The organism is Cupriavidus sp. R6-3 (genome assembly GCF_059772245.1).
Genome location: NZ_JCBAJO010000007.1, coordinates 51,104 through 67,014, shown reverse-complemented (window position 1 = coordinate 67,014; position 15,911 = coordinate 51,104). Strand labels below are relative to the sequence as shown.

The 15,911-nt window shown below is 68.0% G+C and carries 17 protein-coding genes; 12 read left to right on the top strand and 5 right to left on the bottom strand.

What is annotated here, in order from left to right; genetic code table 11:
* Both AC6EI8_RS03030 and AC6EI8_RS03025 read left to right on the top strand, forming a co-directional pair.
* Positions 1–979, top strand: a 979-nt coding sequence (locus AC6EI8_RS03030; RefSeq protein ID WP_498381259.1) for a helix-turn-helix domain-containing protein, incomplete at its 5' end; no start/stop codon positions are given.
* Between the two features lie 82 nt (positions 980–1,061).
* Positions 1,062–1,727 (top strand): Vgb family protein, encoded by a 666-nt coding sequence (locus tag AC6EI8_RS03025; RefSeq protein WP_498381258.1) that lies wholly within the window; start codon positions 1,062–1,064, stop codon positions 1,725–1,727.
* Here AC6EI8_RS03025 and AC6EI8_RS03020 read toward each other — a convergent pair.
* Positions 1,710–2,579: a LysR substrate-binding domain-containing protein gene (locus AC6EI8_RS03020; protein WP_498381256.1), complete on the bottom strand. Its 870-nt coding sequence runs from the start codon at positions 2,577–2,579 to the stop codon at positions 1,710–1,712. The genes AC6EI8_RS03025 and AC6EI8_RS03020 overlap by 18 nt on opposite strands.
* A gap of 102 nt (positions 2,580–2,681) precedes the next feature.
* On the opposite strand from AC6EI8_RS03020, the gene AC6EI8_RS03015 reads away from it, so the two are divergent.
* Together AC6EI8_RS03015 and AC6EI8_RS03010 are read left to right on the top strand one after the other, a co-directional pair.
* Entirely contained in the window at positions 2,682–3,389 is a 708-nt protein-coding gene (locus AC6EI8_RS03015; protein WP_498381255.1) for a haloacid dehalogenase type II, read from the top strand.
* Positions 3,390–3,400: 11 nt separating this feature from the next.
* Positions 3,401–4,189 carry an aldolase gene (locus tag AC6EI8_RS03010; protein WP_265633895.1) on the top strand — a complete coding sequence of 263 codons (789 nt, stop codon included), beginning with the start codon at positions 3,401–3,403 and terminating at the stop codon, positions 4,187–4,189.
* A 31-nt stretch (positions 4,190–4,220) separates the two neighbouring features.
* On the opposite strand, the gene AC6EI8_RS03005 is transcribed toward AC6EI8_RS03010, so the two are convergent.
* Complete coding sequence (locus tag AC6EI8_RS03005; protein WP_498381254.1) at positions 4,221–5,117, bottom strand: LysR family transcriptional regulator; 897 nt, start codon at positions 5,115–5,117, stop codon at positions 4,221–4,223.
* A 112-nt stretch (positions 5,118–5,229) separates the two neighbouring features.
* On the opposite strand from AC6EI8_RS03005, the gene AC6EI8_RS03000 reads away from it, so the two are divergent.
* The 3 genes from AC6EI8_RS03000 to AC6EI8_RS02990 all read left to right on the top strand — a co-directional run bounded on the left by AC6EI8_RS03000 (position 5,230) and on the right by AC6EI8_RS02990 (position 8,181).
* Complete coding sequence (locus tag AC6EI8_RS03000; protein ID WP_498381253.1) at positions 5,230–6,024, top strand: SDR family NAD(P)-dependent oxidoreductase; 795 nt, start codon at positions 5,230–5,232, stop codon at positions 6,022–6,024.
* A 213-nt stretch (positions 6,025–6,237) separates the two neighbouring features.
* Positions 6,238–7,470: an L-dopachrome tautomerase-related protein gene (locus AC6EI8_RS02995; protein ID WP_498381252.1), complete on the top strand. Its 1,233-nt coding sequence runs from the start codon at positions 6,238–6,240 to the stop codon at positions 7,468–7,470.
* 102 nt (positions 7,471–7,572) lie between these two features.
* On the top strand, positions 7,573–8,181 hold the full coding sequence (locus tag AC6EI8_RS02990) for a glutathione S-transferase (protein WP_498381251.1): 609 nt from the start codon (positions 7,573–7,575) through the stop codon (positions 8,179–8,181).
* Between the two features lie 34 nt (positions 8,182–8,215).
* Here AC6EI8_RS02990 and AC6EI8_RS02985 read toward each other — a convergent pair whose 3' ends face one another.
* The 3 genes from AC6EI8_RS02985 to AC6EI8_RS02975 form a co-directional block, all read right to left on the bottom strand.
* On the bottom strand, positions 8,216–8,704 hold the full coding sequence (locus AC6EI8_RS02985) for a Rid family hydrolase (protein ID WP_150083906.1): 489 nt from the start codon (positions 8,702–8,704) through the stop codon (positions 8,216–8,218).
* 277 nt (positions 8,705–8,981) lie between these two features.
* Positions 8,982–9,971 (bottom strand): Bug family tripartite tricarboxylate transporter substrate binding protein, encoded by a 990-nt coding sequence (locus AC6EI8_RS02980; protein WP_226105758.1) that lies wholly within the window; start codon positions 9,969–9,971, stop codon positions 8,982–8,984.
* Between the two features lie 75 nt (positions 9,972–10,046).
* Entirely contained in the window at positions 10,047–11,552 is a 1,506-nt protein-coding gene (locus AC6EI8_RS02975) for an amidase (RefSeq protein WP_226105756.1), read from the bottom strand.
* A gap of 133 nt (positions 11,553–11,685) precedes the next feature.
* Between AC6EI8_RS02975 and AC6EI8_RS02970 the strand changes: the two genes are divergently transcribed.
* The 5 genes from AC6EI8_RS02970 (at position 11,686) to AC6EI8_RS02950 (ending at position 15,878) form a co-directional block, all read left to right on the top strand.
* Positions 11,686–12,609: a LysR family transcriptional regulator gene (locus tag AC6EI8_RS02970; RefSeq protein ID WP_150083909.1), complete on the top strand. Its 924-nt coding sequence runs from the start codon at positions 11,686–11,688 to the stop codon at positions 12,607–12,609.
* Between the two features lie 141 nt (positions 12,610–12,750).
* A complete protein-coding gene (locus AC6EI8_RS02965; protein ID WP_498381250.1) occupies positions 12,751–13,293 on the top strand; it encodes a DUF4142 domain-containing protein in 543 nt (180 codons plus the stop codon).
* 35 nt (positions 13,294–13,328) lie between these two features.
* A complete protein-coding gene (locus AC6EI8_RS02960; protein WP_150083991.1) occupies positions 13,329–13,622 on the top strand; it encodes a plastocyanin/azurin family copper-binding protein in 294 nt (97 codons plus the stop codon).
* Positions 13,619–14,329 (top strand): RNA polymerase sigma factor, encoded by a 711-nt coding sequence (locus AC6EI8_RS02955; RefSeq protein ID WP_498381249.1) that lies wholly within the window; start codon positions 13,619–13,621, stop codon positions 14,327–14,329. The genes AC6EI8_RS02960 and AC6EI8_RS02955 overlap by 4 nt, the downstream gene beginning before the upstream one ends.
* 40 nt (positions 14,330–14,369) lie before the next feature.
* Positions 14,370–15,878, top strand: a complete 1,509-nt coding sequence (locus AC6EI8_RS02950; RefSeq protein WP_498381248.1) for an FAD-dependent oxidoreductase — start codon at positions 14,370–14,372, stop codon at positions 15,876–15,878.
* The last annotated feature ends 33 nt before the right edge of the window (positions 15,879–15,911 follow it).

Sequence of the window (15,911 nt, the reverse complement as noted above, 5' to 3'; positions counted from 1 at the left end):
CGTGCGCGACCTCGGCTGGCCGGCCAAGGCCCTCGATGCCGCCCGCTTGACGCTGGAAGCGCACGGCGACCGCGCCAACGCCGCGCATGCGCGCTATCTGGCGAGCCGGCGGCTGCTGTTGATCGGGCGGCTGGACGAGGCCGAGCACATGCTGGCCGGCGCAGATCCGGCGCAGCTGCCGCCCGCGATGAGGACGGCGCACGAACTGATCATCGCGGGCATCGCCATGCGGCGCGTGCATGCCGTGGCCGCGCGCGCTGCGCTGCAACGCGCTCGCCACGCCGCGCGTATGGCCGGCATTCCGGCGCTTGCCGCGGAGGTCGAGCGCGCCACCGCGATGCTCGACATCCCCGCCGCCCGCCTGATCGATCGCGGCCAATCGCGGCCGTTGCGGCTCGACGAGGTGGAAGCGCTGCTGGCATCGGACACGCTGGTGGTGGACGCCTGCCGGCATGCCGTCCGTCACGGCGGGACGGTGATTTCGCTCGCCACGCGGCCGGTGCTGTTCGCGCTGGCGCGGGCCTTGGGCGAGGCCTGGCCGCACGATCTGCCGCGCGACAGCCTGATCGCGCTGGCCTTCCGCATGAAACACGCCGATGCCACGCACCGCGCTCGGCTGCGCGTCGAAATGGGCCGGCTGCGCGGCGCGATTGCGTCGCTGGCGGAGATTGCCGCGACCCCACGCGGGTATGCCCTGGTGCCGCGCGCGACGCAGCAGGTCGTGGTGCTGGCGCGCCCGGTCGAGGAGCGGCACGGCTCGGTACTGGCGCTGCTGGCCGACGGCGAGTCGTGGTCCAGCTCGGGGCTGGCGCTGGCGCTCGGCGCCAGCCAGCGCACCGTGCAGCGCGCGCTCGATGCGCTGGCGGAGGCGGGGAAGGTACTGGCGATCGGCCACGGCCGCGCGCGCCGCTGGATGACCACGCCCGTGCCGGAAATCACGACGACCTTGTTACTCCCGGCAATATCGACCCTGGACTAGCATGGCAGCATCGAAGCGTGACCGCGCAGATTGCGCGAACGCGGTGACGCGCCTGTCGTCAACTTCCCACCAGGATGCCCCCATGAAAACCGCCCCCGCAGAAGTCCTTCACGAATACGGCCCGTTCCCGGGCGTCGACGCCGTGCATGGCGTTTCGTACGACGGCCAGCATGTCTGGGTCGCCACCGGCGACAAGCTCAAGGCCATGGACCCGTCCAGCGGCCAGATGCTTCGCACCCTCGATGTCACGGCCAACGCCGGCACCGCGTTCGACGGCCGCTACCTGTACCAGATCGCGGACGGCCGCATCGACAAGATCGACCCGCAGACCGGCGAGGTGGTGTCGTCGATTCCCGCGCCCACCAAGGACGGCAATTCGGGCCTGGCCTGGGCCGAAGGCTCGCTGTGGGTCGGCCAGCATCGCGAGCGCAAGATCCACCAGGTCGATCCCGAGACTGGCGCGATCCTGCGCACGCTGACTTCCGACCGCTTCGTCACCGGCGTCACCTGGGTCGACGGCGAACTGTGGCACGGCACCTGGGAGGGCGAGGCCAGCGATTTGCGCCATGTCGATCCCGCTACCGGCGAAGTGATCGAGCGCATCGAGATGCCGGCGGGCATGGGCGTGTCCGGGCTCGAATCGGATGGCGCGGATCGGTTCTTCTGCGGCGGCGGCCCCAGCGGAAAGGTCAGGGCGGTACGGCGCAAGGGGCGCGGGTCGAACGAAACCTCAGCGTCGCGCGCGTAGGCGGCGTCCGGGCAGCTTCTCATCGAGATAGTCCACCAGCGCCTGCTGCGCGGGCGTCAGCAGCCGCGCGCTGCCGACCAGCGCCAGCTCGGTCGGCGGCGGGGCCGGCAATCCGGCCCTGGCGCCGAGCACCACATGATCGTCCTGCACCGCGGTGGCCGGCAGCAGGCTCAGGCCGAGATTCGCCGCGACCGCGGCCTGGATGCTGACCAGGCTCTGGCTGGTGAAGGCGATGCGCCAGCTGCGGCCTGACGATTCGAGCGCGTGGATCGCCCGATCCCGGTACAGGCAGCCATGGCCGAACACCACCAGCGGCAGCGGGTCGGCGTCCATCGCGAAGTCCCGGCCCACGACCCATTTCAACGTTTCCGGGCGGCGCAGCAGTACGGGCGTGCCATCGGCGTCGCGCTTGAGCAGCGCCAGGTCCAGCTCCTGCCGCGCGATCCGGTTGCCAAGTTCGACGCTGAGCCCGTTGACGGTATCGAGCCGGATCGCCGGATGGCGTTTGGCGAAGCCGGACAGCAGCGGAATCAGCCGCTTGACATCGAAATCGTCGGGCACGCCGAGCCGGATCACTCCGGCATTGCCCCGCGTCTGCATCATCGTCTCGGCCTCTTTCGCCAGATCGACCAGCCGGCGCGCGTAGCCCAGCAGCCGTTCGCCGGCCTCCGTCAGCGCAACGGACTTGCGGGCGCGCTGGCGCAGCAGCAGCGGCTGCGCCAATTGGTCCTCCAGCTTGCGGATCTGCTGGCTGACGGTCGACTGCGTGCGGTGGACCCGCTCGCCGGCGCGCGTGAAGCCGCCCGCGTCGACGACGCTGACAAAGGTCTTGAGCAGTTCGAGATCGAGCATGATTCGATGGATCGATGAAGTTGCGCTGAAAATCGAATTTTCGAATTCAGCGGTCCCAGCTTAGCATGCGGCCATTCGCAACGTGAGAGCTGGAGCCCGACCATGCAACCTTCCCATCGGCCCGAATGGCTGACCTTCGACTGCTACGGCACGCTGATCCAGTGGGACGAAGGCTTGTTGGCCTACGTCGATCGCCTGCTGTCCCGCAAGGGATGGCGCGGCGTCGATCCGCACGGGTTCATCCGGGTCTATGACGAGCACGAGCACCGGCTGGAGCAGACGCCGCCGCATCGCTCCTTCGCCGAAGTCTCGGCCCACTCGCTGCGCGCCGCACTGGAGGCGTTCGGGCTGCCGTTCGAGGCCAGCGACGCCGACGCGCTGACCCGCCATATCGCCGCAATGCCGCCGTTTCCCGAGGTCGTGCCGACGCTGGCATGGCTGAAGGCACAGGGCTTCAAGCTGTGCATCGTGTCGAATACCGACGACGCCATCATCGCGGGCAATGTCGCGCAGCTCGGGGGCCAGATCGACCGTATCGTGACGGCGCAGCAGGCCCGGGCCTACAAGCCGTCGCCGCGGCTGTTCCTGCATGCCCATGAAGCGATCGGCGTGTCGCAGGACCGGCTGCTGCATATCTGCGCCAGTCCGCATCTGGATCTCGCCGCCGCGCGGGACATGGGGTTCCGCTGCGTCTGGATCGATCGCGGCACGGCCCGCAAGCCCTTGCCCGACTATCGGCCGGACGCCGTGTTGCCCGATCTGGCCGACCTGCGCCAGTTATTTGCTACGCTCGGGTGGGTGCAACTCTGAAGGAGCGATCCATGGCGCATCAACTTTCCAGCAAGGCGGCGGGAGATGCCGGCATGGCGGCGGCATTGCGCAGCGATCCCGCTGTCCTGCAGGCTCGCACCGATCTGGCGGCGTGCCTGCGCATGGCGGCACGGCTCGGGATGGCGGAGGGGATCTGCAACCATTTCTCGGCGACCCTGCCGGGACACCCCGGGCTGTTCCTTGTCAATCCGCTGGGGCTTGCCTTCTGCGAGGTCACGGCCTCGCGCCTGCTGGTCTGCCATGTCGACGGGCGCGTGATCGATGGCGAAGGCGAACCCGAGGCCACGGCCTTCTTTATCCACGCACGGCTGCATATGCGCAAACCGGCGGCGGTGGCGGCCTTCCATACGCATATGCCGAACGCGACCGCGCTGGCGATGGTCGACGGCGAACCGTTGGTCTGGGCCGGGCAGACCGCGCTGAAGTTCTACGGCCGGGTCGCCACGGTACCCTTCAACGGCTTGGCGCTGGATGAACTGGAGGGCGATCGCATTGCGGATGCGATGGGGGAGGCGGACATCGCCTTCCTGCGCAATCACGGCGTGATGGTGACCGCGCCCAATATCGCCCAGGCCTGGGACGATCTCTACTACCTCGAGCGCGCCGCCGAAGTCCAGGTGCGCGCGCACGGTACTGGCCGCCCGCTGCTGCCGGTGCCGCCGGACGTCGCCGCGCTGTGCGCGCGGCAGATGCGCGAGGGCGATCCCGACAGCGCGCGCCTGCATCTGGCCAGCATCCACCGGCAGCTGGCGCGGCTGGAGCCGGACTATCTCGATTGAGGCAGCCGGGCAGCTGGGCAGCCGCTGCCGCTCAACCCGCGGTCAGCAGATCGATCATCGCCCGTGCCGCCGCCGATTGGCGGCGGTGCGGCGCGTAGATCAGCGAGAACGGCCGCGAGCGTCCGCGCAGATGCGGCAGCAATTCGACCAGTCTTCCCCTTTCGATGCGATCGCGCACGATAAAGTCGTAGCTCTGGCAGATGCCGGCGCCGTGCTCGGCCAGCGAGACCACGCCGAGCACATCGTCCGAAATCGCGATGGGCGAGGCGGTCTGCCAGTCGATGTCCCGATCGCCGTCGCGGAATACCCACGGCGCGATGCGGCCCGTCCTTGGCAGCACGAAGGGCAGGCAGACGTGGCGATGCAGATCGTCCAGCGTCCGCGGCGTGCCCGCGCGGCGCAGATAGTCGGGCGCCGCGACCAGGCATAGCGCCGCGTCCTCGAGCTTGCGCGCCACCAGCCCGCTGTCGGGCGGGTCGCCGAGGCGTATGGCGAGGTCGAAGCCTTCCGCCACCAGGTCGACATTGCGGTTCGTGATGTTCAGCTCCACCTGCACGCGCGGATATTGCCGCGTAAAGCGCGCCAGCAGCGGCGGCAGCCGGTAGTGGCCATAGGTCGTCGGCACGCTGAGCCGGACCCTTCCCGACAGTTCCCCTTCCTGTCCTTGTATTTCGCGCTCGGCGTCGTCGAGCAGCGTGAAGGCGGCGCGCGCCTGCTCGACGTACTGCCGTCCCGCGTCGGTCAACCCGATGCGGCGCGTGGTCCGGCGCAGCAATTGGCTGCCGAGCCGGGCCTCGAGCCGGGCGATGGCGCGGCTCAGCACCGAGGGCGTGGTCGACAACGCCACCGCGCCCGCCGTGAACGACCCGTGCTCGACCACCGCCAGAAAGGCTTCCACGTCCCCAAGATGGTCGAAGCGGCGCGCCATTATGTCCTCCGAAGAACAGATGAATTCCTGACGGGCGAGTTTATCTCCGTTGGTGCGGGTAATAAAGTCCGGCATCACCACCCGACATCACCACCCGACAACGAGGAACCCCATGGACCTTCAACTGCAAGGCAGGACTGCCATCGTCACCGGCGCCACGGCCGGCATTGGCCTGGCCATCGCCCGCACCCTGGCGCGCGAGGGCGCCGCGGTGACCATCACGAGCCGACATCGCGACAAGCTCGATGCCGCCGTCGCGGAGATCGCCGCGGCCGCGCCTTCCGCCAGCGTGTCGTGTTTCGTCGCCGACCTCGGCAGCGCGCGCGGTGCGGCCGCGCTGGCCGAGGCCGTGCCGGACACCGACATCCTGATCAACAACCTGGGCTACTACGAAGCCCGGCCCTTCGCGGAAATCACGGACGAGGACTGGCTGCGCATGCTCGACATCAACGTGATGTCCGGCGTGCGGCTGTCGCGCCATTACTTTCCGCGCATGCTGGAAAGGAACTGGGGCCGGGTGATCTTCATCTCCAGCGAGGTCGGCGCCTTCACGCCGCCGGACATGGTGCATTACGGCGTCACCAAGTCGGCGCAGCTGGCGGTGTCGCGCGGCATGGCGGAGTTGACCAAGGGGACCGGCGTCACGGTCAACAGCGTGCTGCCGGCGGCGACGCGCTCGGACGGCATCGTCGAATACCTGCGCCAGACCGCGCCGCGCCCGGGCATGAGTGATGCCGAGATCGAAGCGCACTTCTTCGAGACGTACCGGCCCAGCTCGCTGATCGCCCGCATGATCGAGGCCGACGAGATCGCGGCGATGGTGGCGCTGCTCGCCAGTCCGCTCGGCGCGGCGTCCAATGGGGCCGCCGTTCGTGTCGAGGGCGGGTCGTTCCGTTCGATTCTTTGATCGGCGATCGCCGACCGCTCATCGCCGACCGCTCATCGTTCATCGCTCATCGCTGACCGCTCATCGTTCATCGCTGACCGCTCATCGTTCATCGCTGACCGGTCGCCCACCACGGACCTCCCATCACCGACCGCGACTTTGCCGACCATTCATCGCCGACAGGCACGGCCACGCGCCGTCAGCGCCTGTCGGCCCAAACTTCCGGACATCACCATGCTGCTTAACCCGTCCCGTCTCGCCGCGCTGACGTTCACCGCATTCACCGCATTCACCGCCGTCCCGGCATTCGCCGATACCGCCGCCCAGATCCCCCTCGAACGCTGGCGCAGCTATAAGGGCGTCAGCTGGGAGCCGTCCCGGCAGGGCGCGGACCCGGCGCCCTTCGCCGGCTCGGTCAACGCGCCGATCGCCGGCATTCATTTCGATGCGCGGGGCCGCGCCTTCGTCAGCACGCCCCGGCTGGTCTCCGCCGACGCGCCGGCGACGCTGAGCCTGCTCGATACCAGCGCGCGGAGCGGGCCGGCCCGGCTGTCGGCCTTTCCGTCGGTGGACGGCAATGCGGTCGATGCCGCCCCGGACACGCATCTGCGCAACGTGCTCGGCTTTCATATCGACCGCCGCAACGGCTGGCTGTGGGCGCTCGACATGGGCTTCGTCGCGGGCCAGGCCGAGGCCCCGGTGGGCGCGCAGAAGGTGATGGTCTACGACCTGCGTACCGGCCGCACGGTGCGGCGTATCGCGCTCGATGGCGTGGCGGACCGCAAGGGCAGCTTCCTGAACGATATCGTCGTCGACGAGCGGCGCCGGATCGCCTATATCTCCGACAGCGGCCTGCGCAGCGCGCCGGACAATCAGGCGGGGCTGATCGTGGTGGACTTTGCCGCAGGCAAGGCGCGGCGCGTGCTGGACCGGCACGCGAGCCTGTTGCCGGAGCCCGGCGCGAAGGTGGTCTCGCATGGCGCCGAGGTGTGGCCGGGCAACCCGTTGAAACTCGGCATCAACGGCATCGCGCTGTCGCCCGATGCCGGCACGCTGTACTGGGCCGTCACCACGGGCACGCACGCCTATGCCGTGCCGACGCGGCTGCTGCGCGACAAGGGCGCCAGTGCGCAGACGTTGTCCGCGGCGGTGCGCGATCTCGGCGACGTCGGCGGCAATACCGATGGCATCGTCACCGACGCGAAGGGCAAGCTGTACATCACGGACGTGACGCGCAACGGCATCGTCAAGTACGACCCGGCCACCGGCGCGATGTCGCTGCTCGCGGCCGACGAGGGCGTGCTCTGGCCCGATACGCCCGCGCTGCTGCCCAATGGCGACCTGGTGTTCACCGCCAGCCATCTGAACGGGCATTTCGCGGGGGTGGTCAAGGCCGGCGAGGAGCGTTATGACCTGTGGCGCCTGCCGTTGCAATCGCGGAAACCGTCCCGGGACAAGCGCGACTGAGCCGGGGCGGCGCGGGGATTCGACGCGATGGGGCTTGGCAAGCGGGCGGTGGACAAAGGAAGATAGGCGCCATCCCCGTCAACCGACCCCTGGAGTAAAACGATGAGACTGATCGGCATGCTCGATTCCCCCTATGTGCGCCGCGCCGCGATCACGATGCGCCTGCTGGGGCTGTCCTTCCACCATGAACCGGTTTCGGTGTTCCGCACCTTCGAGCAGTTCCGCGCCATCAATCCGGTGGTCAAGGCGCCGTCGCTGGTCTGCGACAACGGCGTGGTGCTGATGGACTCGACGCTGATCATCGACTACGTCGAGGCGCTGGCCGGACGCAGCCTGATGCCGGCGGACCTGGCGGCGCGCCAGCGCGATCTGCGCGTCATCGGGCTGGCGCTGGCCGCGTGCGAGAAGGCCGTGCAGAACGTCTACGAGCACCAGCTGCGGCCGGCCGAGAAGCAGCACCAGCCGTGGGTGGAGCGCGTCGACGGCCAGCGCACCAGCGCCTTTGCCTTGCTGGAGGAAGAGGTCGCGCGCCTGGCGGTGCCGGTACAGGAGAGCGCGCTGTCGCAGGCGCAACTGACCACTGCGGTGGTGTGGACCTTTACGCAGGCCATGCTGCCGGGCGCGGTCGATCCGGCAAAGCATCCGGCCATCGCCTCGCTGACGGCGGCGGCGGAGCGCCTGCCGGCCTTCGAGGCGTATCCGCACGCTTGAGCGCGTCTCAGGGCCTCGACGGCCGCCTGGCGTGCTAGCGCGGCTGTTTGCCGGCACGGTCCCGTGGTGCAAACGCCGTGGCCTTGATTTCGACCAGGCCGCCATCGGGGTTCAGGTCCGCCACGCCCAATTCCACCGCGACCGGATACGGCGCGGCAAAGAACTCGTCTCGAACCCGGCCGATGGCCGCCAGCTGGCCGGCCTTGTCCAGGGCGAGCCGTTCGCTGCCGAAGACATGGAACATCTGCAGTTCGACGACATCGTCCAGCCGCGCATCGCAGGCGAGCAGCAAGCGCTCGATCTGCCGGAAGACCCCACGCAATTCGTCGCAGAACGCCGGCTCGTCCATCGGCTCGGTGCGCCTGTTGCAGGCGACCACGCCGGATAGATAGACGAAGTCGCCGACGCGGCGGGCAGGGGCATAGTGGAACTGCGCGACATCGTCCTCAAGCTCGGCCGGGATGGCCACCATGCCGGTGGCGGTTGGAATCTGGCGAATGTCGGTGCTGACGGGATGGCTCATCGGTATTCTTGGCGGCTAAAAAATTTATCGATCGGTACAGAAATGGGCAAAAAACAACGGGTGCGTCAGACCCGTTGCATCGTTGCTCGAAGAGGAGCTGCGCTCAGGCGGCTGAGCGCGTGCCGACGAGCATAATTTGTTTTGTACCGATCAGTCAAATAATGCCGCGGCGCCGTTGCGGATTGCCGCGGCTGGGCGCGCAGGGTACGCGACGGCGCTGCCTCACTCCGCCCGCACTCCGCCCGCACTTCGCCCTTATTTTGCCCTTATTCCGCCCTTATTCCGCCCGGATATTCGCCCGCGCCGCGACGGCTCGCATCTCCGGCAACTCCTTCTCGACCCTGGCCTTGACCGCGGCGCCATTGCCATAGGCGGGCGTCAGCGCCAGTTCCACCAGTCGGGCGCGCGTGGCCGGGGCGTTGACGACGTCCGCCAAGGCCTTCTCCAGCTTCTGCTGGACCGGCGCCGGCAGCCCGGCCGGTGCGATCAGCGCGAACCACGTTCCCATCTGGAAGCCCGGATAGCCGCTCTCGGCGACCGTCGGCACCTGCGGCAAGGCCGGCAGGCGCTGCGGCGACAGCACGGCCAGCGGACGGATCCTGCCTGCCTTGATCAGCGGCAGGCCCGCCACCACGGTGTCGACCGCGACCTGGACCTGACCACCGGCCAGCGCCGTCAGATTGGGCGCGCTGCCGTTGAAGGGCACATGCACCATGCGGATGCCGGCGGCCGACTTCAGCATCTCCCCCCCGAAATGCACCGACGAACCGGTGCCGAACGAGCCGTAGGAGAACTTGTCCGGATCGGCCTTTGCCTGCGTGACGAGGTCCTTGAGCGAATGCAGCGACGTGTCGGGATTGGCGACCAGCACCAGGCTCATATCGGCGACCAGGCCCAGCGGCGTGAAGCTCTTGATCGGGTCATAGGCGAGGTTGGGGCGAATTGCCGGGTTCAGCGTCAGCGTGGTGCTGGCCGCCAGCAGCAGCGTATAGCCATCGGGCGCGGCCTTGGCGACCTGCGTGGCCCCGATCACCGTGCTGGCGCCGGGCTTGTTTTCCACGACCACGGTCTGGCCGAGCTTCTCGCCAAGGCCCACGGCCAGCAGACGCCCGAGCACGTCGGTCGCGCCGCCCGCGGCAAAGGGCACCACCAGACGGATCGGGCGATCGGGATACGTCTGCGCTGCGGCCGGCGCGGTGGCCATGGCAAAGACGGCGGCCAGGCCGGTGCATGCAAGGAAGAATCGCTTCGGGGGCATTGCGGTCATCAAGGGCACTCCTGCCAGCAGTGGTGGATTTCGAAATCGATCGAGAGGCTGCGTTATTGCCGTATGTGGTGTGGCTCAGCCAAGCCAGGGACTGCGGACCCGCGAGAATCCGCCCGCCTGGTCGTAGGCATGGCCCAGCTGCAGCACGGCGGCATCGGTCTGCGCGGGCCCGATGATCTGAATGCCGGCGGGCAGGCCCTGCGGCCCGAAACCGGCCGGCGCGGCGAGTGCCGGGAGACCGGCCATCGTCGCCGGCACCACGGTCTGCATCCAGCGGTGATAGGTGTCCATGTCGCGGCCGTCGATGGCGTGCGGCCAGTCCCATTCGGCGTCGAACGGAAACACCTGCGCGGCGGGCAGCACCAGATAGTCGTAGTGTGCGAACAGCTGGACCAGCGCCTGATACCAGGCGCTGCGCACGCACATCGCTTCGTACACGCGCGTGCCGGGCAGCGCCATGCCGCGCTCGATCTCCCATGCGGCCTCGGGCTTGAGCATCGCGCGCTTGGCGGGGTCGTGCCATAGCGCGGCATTGGCGCCGGCCACCGAGAAGCTGCGCAGATCGATCCATGCGTGCCACAGCTTTTCCAGATCGAATGCGGGCAGGGCGGGCTCGACCGTGCAGCCCAGCGTCCGGAAGTGGTCCAGCGCGCGGGCGCAGGTATCGAGCAGGCCCGGCTCGGTCGGCAATTGGCCGCCCAGATCGCCCAGCCAGCCGATCCGTACGCCGGTCCAGTCGCGCTCCGGCGGCAGCGCGAAACTGCCCGGCGGCTCGCTGCGGCGCGTCAGCGGCAGGCGCGCATCGAAACCAGCCTGCACCGACAGCAGCATCGCCAGGTCCGGCACGTTGCGCGCCATCGGGCCGGCCACGCTGAACTGCTGGAAGAAAACCTCGTCGGTCGGGCCGTGCGGCACCAGCCCGAACGACGTGCGCAGCCCGTACACGTGGTTGAACGCCGCCGGCGTGCGCAGCGATCCCATCATGTCCGAGCCATCCGCCACCGGCAGCATGCGCAGCGCGACGGCGACCGCCGCTCCGCCGCTGCTGCCGCCCGCGGAGCGCGAGGGGTCGAAGGCATTGCGCGTGGTGCCATAGACCGGGTTGTAGGTATGGCCACCGAGGCCGAACTCGGGGGAATTGGTGCGCCCGACGAACAGCGCGCCGGCCTTGCGCATGCGCGCGAAGATCGCGGCATCGGTCTGCGTGACCTGTCCGGCGAAGATTGGCGAGCCCTTGGTCGTGACCATGCCCGCGGCCGGGCTGATGTCCTTCGGGGCCTGCGGGAAGCCATGCAGGGGACCACGGCTTTGCCCCTTGGCGAGTTCGGCATCGCGCTCGGCCGCCTGGGCACGCAGCGGATCGCGGTCGAGCGGGGCGACGATGGCGTTGACGCGCGGATTGTGGCGGTCGATCTGGTCGAAAAAGGCGTCGAGCACCTCGACGCACGAGACCTCGCGCGCATGGATGGCGCGGGACAGCGCGACGGCATCGAGTTCGACGATCGGGTCGGTGGGCTGGGCGGTCGGCCGATTGGCGGGCTGATTCGTGGACTGGCTGGAAGCGGTCTGGTCGGGCGCCATGGTGGTGGTGTCTCCTTCGTTGTTCCGGAAAAGCATACGGGTCGGGCCGGGTTTCGCACAATCGACGATTATTTCAAATATCCTTGCGTAAAACGCAAACCAGAACGGGCCTTTGCGCCAGGGAGCCGGATCGATGCTGTCGCACCGCCTGCAGGACACAGCCCTGCGCTATTTCCTCGAAGTGGTACGCAGCGGCTCGCTGACCGAGGCGGCGCAGCGGCTCAACGTCACCGTATCGGCGGTCAGCCGCCAGGTGGCCGCGCTGGAAACGCTGCTGGGCGTGCCACTGTTCGACCGCCGCCCGCGCGGCATGGTCGCCAGCGCCGCCGGGGAAGTGCTGGCGGCCTATGCCTTGCGAGGCGCGCTGGAAGCGGACCGCGTCGTCTCGGAAATCGCCGCCCTGCAGGGCTTGCGGCGCGGCCGTGTTCGCATCGCCAGCTCCGCGGGCTTCGCCATCGAATTCCTGCCGCGCTGCATCGCCGAATTCCGCGAGCGCTATCCCGGACTGCACTTCCATGTCCGCGTGGCGTCGCCGGCCGATGTCACCGGCATCGTGCTGCACGGCGACGCCGATATCGGCATCACCTATAGCCGCGCTGGCGAGCAGGGCATCCGCGTCGAACACCGCCAGCCCGCGCCCGTGATCGCAATCATGCGCCCCGACCATCCGCTGGCGCGCTTTCGCAGCGTGACGCTGGCGCAGATGCAGCCGTATCCGCTGGCATTGCCGGAGGCCGACAACACGGTGCGCCAGCTGTTCGATATCGCCGCCGGCGAACGCGGCATCGTGTTCGAGCCGGTGCTGGTCACCAATCATTTCGAGACGCTGACCAGTTTCGTGCTGCACGGGGGAGGGTTGTCGATTTCCGGTGCGGTGACCGTAGGCGACCGCTTGCGCCGCGGAGAACTGCACGCCGCGGTGATCCGGGAGCGGGGGATGAAGGGCAGGGCGATCGAACTACAGACGCTGGCGGGGCGGACGCTGCCGGAGGGGGTGAGGGCGTTTCTGGGGTTTGTGAGGGAGAGGTTGGGGGCGGAGGCGGGGGCGGCGGGGTGAGCGGGCATTTCCGCTGCGCGATACCTTCAACTCCGTGGGAACGCCGCCGCCCCTCATGACATCCATCCCCATGAAAGAACCCGCTCGCCCACGCCCCCCGGCGCCGCGGCAACCGAGTCCACTTCATGGAGGAGCGATGAAATGAAACACATCCTGACGGCCCTATCCCTATGCTGCGCCGCGGCAATCGCCTCGGCCCAGTCCCCGAACGACGCCCAAATCGCGGCCATCGTGGTCACAGCCAATCAAGTCGACATCGACGCCGGCGAGCTGGCGCGGACGAAGGCGAAGTCCAAGGAGGTGAAGGAGTTCGCGGACCTGATGGTCACCGACCACTCCAGCGTCAACAAGTCCGCAATGGACCTGGCGAAGAAGCTCGATCTCAAGCCCGAAGACAACCCCACGGCGCAGACCCTGAAGCGCGGCGGGGAAACAAACATCGCCAAACTGAAGGGGCTCAAGGGGGAGGCCTTCGACAAGGCCTATGTCGATCAGGAGGTCGACTACCACCAGGCCGTACTGAACGCCCTGGACAAGACCCTGGTGCCGAGCGCCAGCAATGCCGAGTTGAAGGCTCTGCTGGTCAAGGTGCGGCCGGCGTTCGTCGCGCATCTGGAGCATGCGAAGCACCTGCAAGCCTCGCTGCCGAAGACCAAGAACGCGAAGACGAACAAGAAGCCATGAATTGGAGCCGGGGGACCATTCTGGGACCGCTGGTGATGGCGGCGGTCCTTGGCGGCACGGAGGTCGGTGCGGCGACCTATATTGTCACCATCGAGGGAATGGAATTTCGTCCTTCGACATTGATGGTGCACCGCGGCGATCGCGTCGTCTGGGTCAATCAGGATATCGTGCCGCATACCGCGACGTCGGCGGACGGCAGGACCTTCGATTCCGGCCATATCGCACCCGGTGCGTCATGGGAGCACGTGGTGCAGGGCGATGGATCGGTGCCCTACGTCTGCACGCTCCATCCGACCATGCAGGCGGTTCTGGATATTCGCAAGCGATGATCCCTTCCAGTGCAACGGCGCCCGCTACCGGCCAGCCTCATGGCGAAGACCAGGAGCTGGCCCGGCGTATCGCGGCGGGCGATCGTTCCGCGTTCGAATTGCTGATCCGGCGGAACAACCGGCGTCTGTACCGTCTGGCGCGCGCGGCGCTGCGTGACGATGCGGAGGCGGAAGACGCGCTGCAGGAGGCCTATCTGTCGGCCTATCGCGCGATCGGCGAGTTCCGCGGCGACGCGGCGCTGGCGACCTGGCTGTCGCGGCTGGTACTGAATCAATGCCTCGGTCGATTGCGACGCCACGCACGCCGCGAGAAGGTGATTCCGATGGTGGCTTCATCCGGGGATGACGCTATGGAGCACGACTATCCCGCACCCGACGACGATGCACCGGACAGGGCATTCGCGCGTACCGAATTGCGCGGACTGATCGAGCGCCAGCTGGACCGGTTGCCCAAGACGTTCCGTCTCGTTTTCGTGATGCGCGAAGTCGAGGAAATGAGCGTGGAGGAGACCGCGCAGTGTCTCGATATTCCGGAGGCCACGGTCCGCAGCCGGCATTTCCGTGCACGCAGCCTGCTGCGGGAAGCGCTCGCTCGCGAGATCGATCTCGCCGGTCGCGATCTGTACGAATTCGGCGGCGTGCGCTGCGACCGGATCGTGCAAGGCGTGATGGCGCGCCTGGACCGCGAGAACGCAGGCAAGGCTTGAGCGGAGGGGCGGAATCGACATCGCCGCAAGGAGACCCCACATGACAATTTCACTCTGGCGTGGCACCACAAATCCGACCGGCTGGCCCTTGCTGGTCGAGGACATCCAGACCGATATCGCGATCGTCGGTGGCGGCATTACCGGGGTCAGTCTCGCCTGGCGCCTCGTGCAAGCTGGCCGCAGCGTGGTGCTGCTGGAGGCGAATGGGTTGGGCGTCGGGGATACCGGCAATTCCACCGGCAATCTCTACGCAACGGTCAGCAGCGGCCTGCATGCGCTCCGGCAGAAGTGGGGCGACGATGTCGTGCGGCAGGTCACGCAGTCGCGCGCGGAAGCGGTGGATTGGATCGAGGAACATGTCCATCGCCTCGGCATCGATTGCGCCTTCCGGCGTTGCCCCTTGGTGCGCTATCCGGCCTCGGCCAACGCGCGCGACGGGATCGAAGCGGAATTCGAGGCCTCGCTGGCCGCCGGTCTTGCGATCCGCAGGGAAGGGGCCTTGCCGCCAGGATTGCCGCATGCGCACGGCGATGCGCTGGTGCTCGAGCAGCAGGCGCAATTCCATCCGCTTGCCTACGTGCTGGCGCTCGCCCGGCATGCGGCCGACAATGGCTGCCGCATCTTCGAGCGCTCGCCGGTGGTCGAAATCGACCGCGCGCAGCAACTGCTGCGAACGGAGCGGGGCAGCGTCAAGGCGCAGCACATCGTGCTCGCCACGCATTCGCCGAGCGGCTTCCATCTGATGCAAGCCGGCATGGTGCCGCATCGCGAGTACAGATTGGCGGCGCCATTGGACGGCGATTCGTTTCCGGTGGGGATCTTCTACGCCGAGGGCAGCGAGCGCCTGTCGGTGCGCGGGCTCGACACCACGCAGGGCAACTACCTGGTCTGCGTCGGCCAGACAGCGAAGACCGGTCAGCATGACGCGGCAGCGGCCATGGCAAAGCTCGAGGAATCGGCAAGGCAGCGCCTCGGCATTCGGCAGATTGCCTTTCGCTGGTCGGCACAGAATTTCCCGTCGCCGGACGGCTTGCCCTATATCGGCAAGGACGCCTTCGGCAGCTACGTCGCGACGGGCTTCGCCACCGACGGCCTGACCTACGGCACGCTGGCCGCGGCCATCCTCGCGGACCAGATTCTCGGCATCGACAATCGCTGGAGCGAGCTCTACAAGGCGACGCGGCTGACCGCGGTGAAATCGGCGAAGGGGACCGCCGAGGAAGTGGTCAGCATGGGGAAGGCGCTGATCCAGGACTATCTGACGCGTCGCCAGCACGAGCAGCTGCAGAGCCTCGCACCGGGAAGCGCCGCGATCGCGGAACTGGAAGGCGAACGCGTCGCGGCCTATCGCGATGCCGCGGGGCGCCTGTTCGCGGTATCCCCAGTCTGCACGCACATGAAATGCATCGTGCATTGGAATGCTGTCGAGATGAGCTGGGACTGTCCCTGCCACGGCAGCCGTTTCGCGCCGGACGGCAGCGTGTTGTCGGGCCCCGCGCTCGCGCCGCTGACCATCAAGCTGGTCCCCGATCAGGAAAGCGGAACCTGAGCCGGCGCGACCGGGCCTGCATCGCGCCCGTTC

Coding starts and splice junctions, on each gene's coding strand:
- AC6EI8_RS03005 (WP_498381254.1), bottom strand. CDS start 5,117: ATGGCGCGCCGCTTCGACCATCTTGGGGACGTGGAAGCCTTTCTGGCG.
- AC6EI8_RS03020 (WP_498381256.1), bottom strand. CDS start 2,579: ATGCTCGATCTCGAACTGCTCAAGACCTTTGTCAGCGTCGTCGACGCG.
- AC6EI8_RS02955 (WP_498381249.1), top strand. CDS start 13,619: ATGATCCCTTCCAGTGCAACGGCGCCCGCTACCGGCCAGCCTCATGGC.
- AC6EI8_RS02975 (WP_226105756.1), bottom strand. CDS start 11,552: ATGGCGCCCGACCAGACCGCTTCCAGCCAGTCCACGAATCAGCCCGCC.
- AC6EI8_RS02995 (WP_498381252.1), top strand. CDS start 6,238: ATGCTGCTTAACCCGTCCCGTCTCGCCGCGCTGACGTTCACCGCATTC.
- AC6EI8_RS02960 (WP_150083991.1), top strand. CDS start 13,329: ATGGCGGCGGTCCTTGGCGGCACGGAGGTCGGTGCGGCGACCTATATT.
- AC6EI8_RS02970 (WP_150083909.1), top strand. CDS start 11,686: ATGCTGTCGCACCGCCTGCAGGACACAGCCCTGCGCTATTTCCTCGAA.
- AC6EI8_RS02980 (WP_226105758.1), bottom strand. CDS start 9,971: ATGACCGCAATGCCCCCGAAGCGATTCTTCCTTGCATGCACCGGCCTG.
- AC6EI8_RS02950 (WP_498381248.1), top strand. CDS start 14,370: ATGACAATTTCACTCTGGCGTGGCACCACAAATCCGACCGGCTGGCCC.
- AC6EI8_RS03015 (WP_498381255.1), top strand. CDS start 2,682: ATGCAACCTTCCCATCGGCCCGAATGGCTGACCTTCGACTGCTACGGC.
- AC6EI8_RS02985 (WP_150083906.1), bottom strand. CDS start 8,704: ATGAGCCATCCCGTCAGCACCGACATTCGCCAGATTCCAACCGCCACC.
- AC6EI8_RS02965 (WP_498381250.1), top strand. CDS start 12,751: ATGAAACACATCCTGACGGCCCTATCCCTATGCTGCGCCGCGGCAATC.
- AC6EI8_RS03025 (WP_498381258.1), top strand. CDS start 1,062: ATGAAAACCGCCCCCGCAGAAGTCCTTCACGAATACGGCCCGTTCCCG.
- AC6EI8_RS03010 (WP_265633895.1), top strand. CDS start 3,401: ATGGCGCATCAACTTTCCAGCAAGGCGGCGGGAGATGCCGGCATGGCG.
- AC6EI8_RS02990 (WP_498381251.1), top strand. CDS start 7,573: ATGAGACTGATCGGCATGCTCGATTCCCCCTATGTGCGCCGCGCCGCG.
- AC6EI8_RS03000 (WP_498381253.1), top strand. CDS start 5,230: ATGGACCTTCAACTGCAAGGCAGGACTGCCATCGTCACCGGCGCCACG.